This is a genomic window from Okeania sp. SIO3I5 (assembly GCF_010672085.1).
Lineage (GTDB): Bacteria > Cyanobacteriota > Cyanobacteriia > Cyanobacteriales > Microcoleaceae > Trichodesmium.
In genome coordinates this window covers 1-1,022 of the sequence record NZ_JAAHHT010000556.1, presented here as the reverse complement: position 1 = coordinate 1,022, position 1,022 = coordinate 1, and the positions used below count along the sequence as shown (strand labels likewise).

1 protein-coding gene and 1 pseudogene are annotated in these 1,022 nt (G+C 33.3%); one reads left to right on the top strand and one right to left on the bottom strand.

From position 1 onward, the window contains the following. A pseudogene (locus tag F6K40_RS40515) lies at positions 1-205 on the top strand (hypothetical protein); the annotation flags it as partial. Between the two features lie 360 nt (positions 206-565). Here the strand turns inward: F6K40_RS40515 and F6K40_RS40510 are convergent. After that, positions 566-1,022, bottom strand: a 457-nt coding sequence (locus F6K40_RS40510; protein WP_293146073.1) for a hypothetical protein, incomplete at its 5' end; no start/stop codon positions are given.

The window sequence follows — 1,022 nt, the reverse complement described above, 5'->3', positions numbered from 1 at the left end:
TACTGATTTGAATTGGCCGGAAGAACCGATTTATAAAGAATATCGAGAGGCAATTAAAGCTAAATATCAAATTGATAGACTGATGAAAAAAAGACCTAATTCTAGAATATCTATTTTTGCCAAAATTCAGGCAGCGGAGGAAAATTTAGCTCAATCTCAAGCAGGGGAAAATAATTCTGATTTTGATGAAGAAATCCCGTTTTAATCTACATTATGCACAACAAAATATAGCAAAATAGCAAAAGTCAAAACTAAAAACTAAAAAGTAAGAATAAAATTATAGTAGTCAATCAGAATCTCAGTAAATATCTATGTTTAATATTTGACTGAGAATTTGACTACTAAGAAAGGTCAATGAAAATGATTGATATAGTATAAATACTTACCAAGCTACCGAACTATTCGTGCCCCTACTAATAACAATATCCTTGGCGCGATCGCGTAATTCCATATTCTAAATTCTCATTGTTTATTTGTGGGGTTTCGGTTGTCTGGAAAATAGGGTTAATTTGCTTGGTTTCCTCGCGTCAACCCAACGGACAAGAGTGGCGATCGCACTAATTCTCTACTTTAACTTAGCCATTGCCGAAATAATTTTATCTGCCTCTTCTACAACTTGTGCTACTTCATAACGATCTGTTTCAGATGGCAATTTAGACCACATTGTTTTATCACTAAACCAACGTGGATTATCTTTATCATATAAATCATCCCCTACCTCTATGGTTATATGATATAAAACACTACTTATATTCTCCACAGCTTTATCTAGACTATTATCATTCTTTGTTATTGAAGTTTTTACACTATTCCAAACATCATCTATAGCGATAGAAATATGTGTGGGTAAATTAGAGCGAGACGCTATGGTATTTATCTTTGCATTTAAGTTTTTAACCAACACATTATCTCCCTTATTCCATCCAAGTGCAACAAGTCTTTTAATAACTTCATCAAAAGCAGATTTAATAACATTCTCATTAGGATTGGTAACAGCCCATCCCCAAGTATGAACTTCTGGC